At 31.8% G+C, this 556-nt stretch carries 2 protein-coding genes; both read right to left on the bottom strand.

The window, feature by feature from the left end; translation table 11 throughout:
• Nucleotides 1-86: 86 nt before the first annotated feature.
• Nucleotides 87-410 (bottom strand): helix-turn-helix domain-containing protein, encoded by a 324-nt coding sequence (locus ACFIJ8_RS08510; protein ID WP_015856199.1) that lies wholly within the window; start codon nt 408-410, stop codon nt 87-89.
• 1 nt (nt 411) lies between these two features.
• Nucleotides 412-546, bottom strand: a complete 135-nt coding sequence (locus ACFIJ8_RS08505; RefSeq protein ID WP_375639394.1) for a type II toxin-antitoxin system RelE/ParE family toxin — start codon at nt 544-546, stop codon at nt 412-414.
• Between the last annotated feature and the right edge of the window lie 10 nt (nt 547-556).

Raw genomic sequence — 556 nt, 5'->3', positions numbered from 1 at the left:
ACACTTTTATACGTGATTCATTTGACCATTTTTTATAAACAATTGCCATGTATGAATAGACCCAAAAAAGCTAATCATAAAGAAGTTTAAGAAGAAAAAACAACTTCAAAATGTCCTTCAAGCGTTTTAACTTCTTTCGGATTAACAATAATCTTTATATCGTTTCCCAATTTTGCCAAACACTCAAGCATTTTCATTTCACTAATTCCTCGAAATTCTCCACTTAAGAGTTTAGACAGTTTTGGTTGAGTCATTTTCAAAAGTTGACTAGCCTGTTTTTGTGTTAAGTTCTTTTCTTTCAGAATTTGACTAATCTTATGAGCAAGTTGCGCTTTGATAAGCATCTCTCTGGAATCTGAAAAGCCAAGATCCGCATAAACATTGGAACTACCGTGAAAAACATTGATCATTTTAATTCCCTTCTAATTGTTCTGCTAACTTGAGACGTTCTTTAATCAGATTAATGTCTGGTTTTGCTGTTGCAATGCCACGGGTTGATTTTTTCTGAAAACAATGCAACACATAAAGAGATTTTTTATATTGTATCGTATAAAAA

Source organism: Bartonella sp. MF74HXZ (assembly GCF_042194445.1).
In the GTDB taxonomy this organism is placed as follows: Bacteria; Pseudomonadota; Alphaproteobacteria; order Rhizobiales; family Rhizobiaceae; genus Bartonella; species Bartonella grahamii.
The sequence above is the reverse complement of the archived record's forward strand: the minus strand, read 5'-3'. Positions and strand labels throughout refer to the sequence as shown.

Coding starts and splice junctions, on each gene's coding strand:
- ACFIJ8_RS08510 (WP_015856199.1), bottom strand. CDS start 410: ATGATCAATGTTTTTCACGGTAGTTCCAATGTTTATGCGGATCTTGGC.